The sequence below is a fragment of the Variovorax sp. M-6 genome (genome assembly GCF_052114385.1).
Taxonomy (GTDB): domain Bacteria; phylum Pseudomonadota; class Gammaproteobacteria; order Burkholderiales; family Burkholderiaceae_C; genus Variovorax.
On record NZ_JBFREQ010000073.1, the window covers coordinates 1 to 6,792 of the forward strand.

Here is a 6,792-nt window from a genome sequence, read left to right on the forward strand (position 1 = left end):
GGCACGAAGAAGAAGTCGAAGGCGGCCACGTTGAGCATCGCGGCGAAGGCCGCCGGGCCGCGCCCGAAGCGCATCGCCACCCCGACCACGCCAAGCAGGAACAGCATCACGATGTTGACCAGCTCCAGCACGGCCGACAGCGGGGTGGCCAGCAGCGTGATCGCTACGCTGATGGCCGCCGCCCACGCGTAGCCGGGCCAGCGCGCATACGGGCGGTCGGCGTCTTCCACGCCGGGGTCGCCGCGCCTTCGGCCCGGCTGGGCCTGCACAAGCCGGCGCGAGCTCTCGGCGCGCGCCACCTCGACGATGTCGAGGCCCGGCGCGTGGCGCGCAAGCTCGCGCGTGAGCGCGCGCTGCGGCCACCAGCGCAGCCAGCCCCGCGCGGGCTCGGCCCGCCCCACCACCAGCGTGGCGCAGTTGAGCCGCTGCGCCTGCGCGGCGAGTTCCTGCGCCACCTCGACGCCGGTCAGCACCGCCGTCTCGGCGCCCAGCGCCTGCGCCAGCTGCAGCACCGCGAGGATGCGGTCGCGCCGGCCCGCAGCGAGGCGCTGAAGCCGCGGCGTCTCGACGTAGGCCGCATGCCAGCGCACGTTGAGCTGGCCCGCCAGGCGGGCCGCCGTGCGCACCGTCTGGCCCGCGCCTTCGTGCGGGCCGACGCACACCAGGATCGCGCCCGAGGTGTTCCACGCCGGCAGCCCCTCGTCGCCCCTCGGGCCGGACTGCTCCACGCGCCAGCCGCGCACGTCGTCTTCCACGTGCTCGGCGGTGCGCCGCAGCGCGATCTCGCGCAGCGCGATGAGGTTGCCCTTGCGGAAGAAGTGGCGCGCCGCGCGCTCCGCCTGCTGCGGCAGGTAGACCTTGCCGGCTGCCAGCCGCGCCGTCAGTTCGTCGGGCGTGACATCGACCAGCACCACCTCGTCGGCCTCGTCGAGCACGCGGTCGGGCACGGTCTCCTGCACGCGCACGCCAGTGATCGCGCCGACCGTGCCGTTGAGGCTTTCCAGGTGCTGCACATTGAGCGCCGACCAGACCTCGATGCCGGCGGCCAGCAGTTCCTGCACGTCCTGCCAGCGCTTGGCGTGGCGCGAGCCCGGGGCGTTGGTGTGCGCCAGCTCGTCGACCAGCAGCACGGCCGGCTTGCGCGCCAGCGCGGCATCGAGGTCGAACTCCAGCAGCGTGCGGCCGCGGTAGGGCAGCTCGCGCAGGGGCAGCGCCTCCAGGCCGGCCAGCAGCGCCGCGGTCTCGCCGCGGCCATGCGTCTCGACCACGCCGATCATCAGGTCGCGGCCCGCCGCTCGCTCGCGCTGCGCGGCGCTCAGCATCGCCCAGGTCTTGCCGACGCCCGCGCTGGCGCCGAAGTAGATGCGCAGCCTGCCGCGCCGCGCGCGCTCGTCGTCCGCGCGCAGTTGCGCGAGCAGGGTGTCGGGGTCGGGGCGGGAGGCGTCGTTCATGGCGAGATGGTTCAGCGCAGCGGCGGGGCCCTGCGCACCGCATGCCGATCACGGCGGGCGCGCCGCCGGGTGGTGAGGGAGACCATGAACCATGCAAAGCCCATCGGGATGAAGAGAACGGCCAGCGCGAACAGCGCGTGCAGCAGATCGTCGTCCATGGCGAGCGCTCCTCACCGCGCCTGATCGAGCGCCAGGTTCAGCGCCAGCACGTTCACGCGCGGCTCGCCGACGAGTCCCCAGAGCGGCGCCTCGGTATGGTCCGCAATCAGCTGCTCGACGTGATCGGCCGGCAGGCCGCGCGCACGCGCCACCCGCGCCGCCTGGTAGCGGGCGCCGGCCGGGCTGATGTGCGGATCGAGCCCGCTGGCCGAGGCCGTGACCAGGTCGACCGGCACCGGCTGCGCGTTGCCCGGATCGACGGCGCGCAGCGCCTCGATGCGGCCCTTGACCGCCTCGGCCAGCGCCGGATTCAGCGGCCCCTGGTTGGAACCGCCCGACGCCGCCGCGTTGTAGGGCATCGGCGCGGTGGCCGACGGGCGGCCCCAGAAGTGCTTCGGATCGCTGAAGTTCTGGCCGATCAGCGAGGAGCCGACCGCCTTGCCGTCGCGCAGCACCAGGCTGCCTTGGGCCTGGGCCGGGAACAGCGCCTGCGCGGCGCCGGTCACGGCCAGCGGATACAGAAGCCCGGTCAGCGCGCTGAGCAGCACGAAGAGCACCAGGGCGGGACGAAGAATGCTTGTCATGGTGATGGGATCCTCAGACGAGATGCACGGCGACCAGGAGCCAGTCGATGAGCTTGATGCCGATGAAGGGAACGACCAGGCCGCCGAGGCCATAGATCGCGAGGTTGCGGCGCAACAGTGCCGCGGCACCCACCGGCCGGTAGCGCACGCCCTTCAGCGCCAGCGGGATCAGGAACACGATGACCAGCGCATTGAAGATCACCGCCGACAGGATCGCCGACGACGGGCTCGCGAGCCGCATCACGTTGAGCGCGCCCAGCTGCGGGTAGGTCGAGACGAAGATCGCCGGGATGATGGCGAAGTACTTGGCGACGTCGTTGGCGATCGAGAAGGTGGTGAGCGAGCCGCGCGTCATCAGCAGCGCCTTGCCGGTCTCCACCACCTCCAGCAGCTTGGTCGGGTTCGAGTCGAGGTCGACCATGTTGCCGGCCTCCTTGGCGGCCTGCGTGCCGCTGCCCATGGCGACCGCCACGTCGGCCTGCGCGAGCGCCGGCGCGTCGTTCGTGCCGTCGCCGGTCATCGCGACCAGGCGGCCCTCGGACTGGTACTTGCGGATCAGCGCCAGCTTGTCTTCGGGCGTGGCCTCGGCCAGGAAATCGTCGACCCCGGCCTCGGCCGCGATCGCGGCGGCCGTCAGCTTGTTGTCGCCGGTGATCATCACGGTCTTGATGCCCATGCGGCGCAGCTCGGCGAAGCGCTCCTTGATGCCGGTCTTGACGATGTCCTTGAGCTCGACGATGCCCAGCACCCGGCTGCCCTCGGCCACCGCCAGCGGCGTGCTGCCGCGGCGCGCCACCGTGTCGGCGGCAAGCAGCACCTCGGACGCCATCGAACCGCCGAGCGCCTCCACGTGCCGGCGCACCGCGTCCACCGCACCCTTGCGCAGCGCGATCGGCTCGGCATTCAGGCTCATCGGCGCCGCCGGCAGGTTGACGCCGCTCATGCGGGTCTGGGCGGTGAAGGGCACGAAGTGCGCACCTTCGACGCCCTTGCCGTCGATGCCGCCGCGGCGGGCCAGCTCGACGATGCTGCGGCCCTCGGGTGTCTCGTCGGGCAGCGAGGCCAGCAGTGCGGCGCGCGCCAGTTTGGCCTGCGACACGCCCGGCGCCGTGAGGAAGGCGCTGGCCTGGCGATTGCCGTGCGTGATGGTGCCGGTCTTGTCGAGCAGCAGGACATCGACGTCGCCCGCGGCCTCGACGGCGCGGCCCGAGGTCGCGATCACGTTGGCCTGCATCATGCGGCTCATGCCGGCCACCCCGACCGCCGACAGCAGGCCGCCGATGGTGGTCGGGATCAGGCACACCAGCAGCGCCACCAGCGCGGTCAGCGACACCACCGTGCCGGTGCCGATCGCGTCGACGCTGAACACCGAGTACGGCAGCAGCGTGACGGTGACCATCAGGAACACCAGGGTCAGCGCCACCAGCAGGATGGTCAGCGCGATCTCGTTCGGCGTCTTCTGGCGCTTGGCGGCCTCGACCATGCCGATCATGCGGTCGAGAAACGACTCCCCGGGGTTGACCGTGATGCGCACGACCAGCCAGTCCGACAGCACGCGGGTGCCGCCGGTGACGGCCGAGAAGTCGCCGCCCGATTCGCGCACCACGGGGGCCGATTCGCCGGTGATGGCGCTCTCGTCGACCGAGGCCACGCCCTCGATCACTTCGCCGTCGAGCGGAATCACGTCGTGAGCCTCGACCAGCACGACGTCGCCGCGGCGCAGCTCGGGCGCCTGCAGCGGCAGCCACTTGCCGCCATGGAAGGGCTCGGCCATCTTCTTGGCCCAGGTGTCCTTGCGCAGCCCCCGCAGCGAAGCGGCCTGCGCCTTGCTGCGGCCCTCGGCCAGTGCTTCGGCGAAATTGGCGAACAGCACGGTGAACCACAGCCAGACCGACACCGCGAGCACGAAGGCCGACGACATGCCGGTGTCGCCCGGAAAACTCAGCGTGTGCACCCACAGCAAGGTCGTGAGGATGCTGCCGATGTAGACGATGAACATCACCGGGTTGCGCCATTGCACCCGCGGGCTCAGCTTGGCGATGGCGCTCCAGAGCGCCGGCTTGAGCAGCGCCGCATCGAAGAGCGAGAGGTGTTCTTTCTTCTTGGCAAGGGCCTTGGCATCGGCCACGGCCGCCAGCTGGGCGGACTCGTTCAGGGAAACAGGAGAAGGATTCTTGTTCATGGTCTGCGGCCTCATTTCCACAGCATCAGGTGTTCGACGACCGGCCCGAGGGCCAATGCCGGCACATAGTTGAGCAGGCCGACCAGCAGCACGGTGCCGATCAGGAGGGTCACGAACAGCGGGCCGTGCGTGGGCATGGTGCCGGCCGTGACCGGCAGGCGCTTCTTGGCCGCCAATGAACCCGCGATGGCGAGCACCGGCACGATCACGCCGAAGCGGCCGAACCACATCGCGATCGCGAGCAGCGCGTTGTAGAACGGCGTGTTGGCGGACAGGCCGGCGAAGGCGCTGCCGTTGTTGTTGCCGGCCGAAGTCAGCGCGTAGAGAATTTCCGAGAAGCCGTGCGCGCCGGGGTTGGCGATGCCCGCGCGGCCCGCGCCCATGCTCACCGCGACCGCGGTCCCGGCCAGCACCAGGATCGGCGTGACCAGGATCGCGATCGAGGTCAGCTTCATCTCGTGCGTCTCGATCTTCTTGCCCAGGTACTCGGGCGTGCGGCCGATCATCAGGCCGGCGATGAAGACCGCCAGGATCGCGAAGACCAGCATGCCGTAGAGGCCGGTGCCGACGCCGCCGAACACCACTTCGCCGAGCTGCATCAGCACCAGCGGCACCATGCCGCCCAGGGGCGTGAAGGAATCGTGCATCGCGTTCACCGCGCCGCACGAGGCCGCCGTGGTGACCGCCGCGAACAGTGCCGAGGCGCTGATGCCGAAGCGCACTTCCTTGCCTTCCATGTTGCCGCCGGCCTGCAGCGCGCTCTGCGCCTGGTCGACACCGAGCGGCGGCAGCAGCGGATTGCCGGCCTGCTCGGCCGGGATGACCGCGACCACCGCCAGCACGAACATCACCGTCATCGCCGCCAGGATGGCCCAGCCCTGGCGCCGGTCGCCGACCACGCGGCCGAAGGCGAAGCACAGCGCAGCCGGGATCAGGAAGATCGCCAGCATCTCGACGAAGTTCGACAGCGCCGACGGGTTCTCGTACGGATGGGCCGAGTTGGCGTTGAAGAAGCCGCCGCCGTTGGTACCGAGCATCTTGATCGCCTCTTGCGAAGCGACGGGGCCCATGGCCAAGGTCTGCGTCGTCGCATTGGCGTCCTCGAGCACCGGATTGCCGGATGCATCCCTGACGGGCTGGCCGCCGGCATCGAGCTTCGGCTGCTGGTAGGCTGTGGCCTCCATCGTGGTCACGGTCTTGTAGGCATCGAAGTTCTGGATCACGCCCTGGCCCGCCAGCACCAAGGCGATCACGAAGGCGATCGGCAGCAGCACCCACGCGGTGATGCGCGTGACGTCGACCCAGAAGTTGCCGACGAAGCCCTTGCCGTCGGTGCGCCGCGCCGCGAAGCCGCGCGCCAGCGCGAACGCCACCGCGATGCCGGTCGCGCCCGAAAGAAAGTTCTGCACCGAGAGCCCGAGCATCTGCGTGAGGTAGCTCATGGTGGATTCGCCCGCGTAGCCCTGCCAGTTGGTGTTGGCGACGAAGCTCACGGCGGTGTTGAAGGACGAGTCGGGCGATACGGCCGTCATGCCCGCCGGGTTGAACGGCAGCACGCCCTGCAGCCGCTGCAGGCCATAGACGGCGAAGGTGCCGATCGCGTTGAAGGCCAGCAGCGCCAGCGCGTAGCTGCGCCAGTGCATCGACTGTTCGGGCGACGTGCCCGCCAGCTTGTAGAGCGGCGCTTCGGCGCGCTGCATCCAGCATGGCAGGCGGCCGTCGCACAGGGCAGCGAGAAAGCGGCCGAGCGGCCAGGCGAGCACGCCGAGCACGACCAGGAAAAGGGCCAGCAGGCCCCAGGCGGATGAGTTCATGTCAGAACTCCTCGGCGCAGATCAGCGCATACACCAGATAGGCGAAGAGGAGCACGGCCACCAGGCCGCCGAACCCATAGAGAACATCGAGGCCGATCACGGACGCTCCCCTTTCGGTGCGTCGAGCTTGCACAGCCCGAGCACGGTTTCCGCCATCACGACCCACATCGCCGCAATGGCGGCAATCCATACGAGGTCCATTCATCACTCCTGCATCAAGAAAACGATGCAGCAAGTGTCCGGACGGGTGCGTAAAAACGGGGAATAGAGTGCGCCGAGGGGCGTAAAGAAAGCGTAAACGCCGCCCTCGATGTTCGAAACTTTTATGCACAGGCGCCGGTTTTTTACGTCGCTTTTACGGAGCCGTCCGTACGCTCGTCGCTCACCTTCAAACAGCTTCGAACATGAAATACGCCATCGCAAAAATGCTTTCCCTGACGACTCTGGCCGCCTTGCCGATGCTCGCCAGCGCGCAGGCCGCAGCCGCGACCGACGCCGCGGCAGCACCCGCGCCGAATCTCACGGGCAACATCTCGCTGACCACCGACTACAAGTTCCGCGGCCAGGACCAGGACGTGCTCGGCAAGCACGGCTTCGCCAAG

General features: G+C 69.6%; 6 protein-coding genes and 1 pseudogene. 1 reads left to right on the forward strand and 6 read right to left on the reverse strand.

Features of this window, described 5'->3' with window-relative positions:
- From AB4Z46_RS34860 to kdpF, 6 genes are all read right to left on the reverse strand, one after another.
- Positions 1 to 1,451, reverse strand: a 1,451-nt coding sequence (locus AB4Z46_RS34860) for a DUF4118 domain-containing protein (RefSeq protein WP_442288126.1), incomplete at its 3' end; no start/stop codon positions are given.
- An 11-nt stretch (positions 1,452 to 1,462) separates the two neighbouring features.
- Positions 1,463 to 1,609, reverse strand: a complete 147-nt coding sequence (locus AB4Z46_RS34865; protein ID WP_442288127.1) for a hypothetical protein — start codon at positions 1,607 to 1,609, stop codon at positions 1,463 to 1,465.
- Positions 1,610 to 1,621: 12 nt separating this feature from the next.
- A complete protein-coding gene (kdpC, locus tag AB4Z46_RS34870) occupies positions 1,622 to 2,194 on the reverse strand; it encodes a potassium-transporting ATPase subunit KdpC (RefSeq protein ID WP_442288128.1) in 573 nt (190 codons plus the stop codon).
- Between the two features lie 13 nt (positions 2,195 to 2,207).
- On the reverse strand, positions 2,208 to 4,376 hold the full coding sequence (kdpB, locus tag AB4Z46_RS34875; protein WP_442288129.1) for a potassium-transporting ATPase subunit KdpB: 2,169 nt from the start codon (positions 4,374 to 4,376) through the stop codon (positions 2,208 to 2,210).
- A gap of 11 nt (positions 4,377 to 4,387) precedes the next feature.
- The gene (gene kdpA / locus AB4Z46_RS34880; protein ID WP_442288130.1) at positions 4,388 to 6,190 is read right to left on the reverse strand and encodes a potassium-transporting ATPase subunit KdpA; all 1,803 of its coding nucleotides are present in this window, start codon (positions 6,188 to 6,190) and stop codon (positions 4,388 to 4,390) included.
- 1 nt (position 6,191) lies between these two features.
- The gene (gene kdpF / locus AB4Z46_RS34885) at positions 6,192 to 6,290 is read right to left on the reverse strand and encodes a K(+)-transporting ATPase subunit F (protein WP_442288131.1); all 99 of its coding nucleotides are present in this window, start codon (positions 6,288 to 6,290) and stop codon (positions 6,192 to 6,194) included.
- A gap of 304 nt (positions 6,291 to 6,594) precedes the next feature.
- On the opposite strand from kdpF, the pseudogene AB4Z46_RS34890 reads away from it, so the two are divergent.
- Positions 6,595 to 6,792, forward strand: a pseudogene (locus AB4Z46_RS34890) (TorF family putative porin); the annotation flags it as partial.

Bases quoted from the DNA above. Each gene is read 5' to 3' on its own strand.
- AB4Z46_RS34865 (WP_442288127.1), bottom strand. From the start codon at position 1,609: ATGGACGACGATCTGCTGCACGCGCTGTTCGCGCTGGCCGTTCTCTTC.
- kdpC (WP_442288128.1), bottom strand. From the start codon at position 2,194: ATGACAAGCATTCTTCGTCCCGCCCTGGTGCTCTTCGTGCTGCTCAGC.
- kdpB (WP_442288129.1), bottom strand. From the start codon at position 4,376: ATGAACAAGAATCCTTCTCCTGTTTCCCTGAACGAGTCCGCCCAGCTG.
- kdpA (WP_442288130.1), bottom strand. From the start codon at position 6,190: ATGAACTCATCCGCCTGGGGCCTGCTGGCCCTTTTCCTGGTCGTGCTC.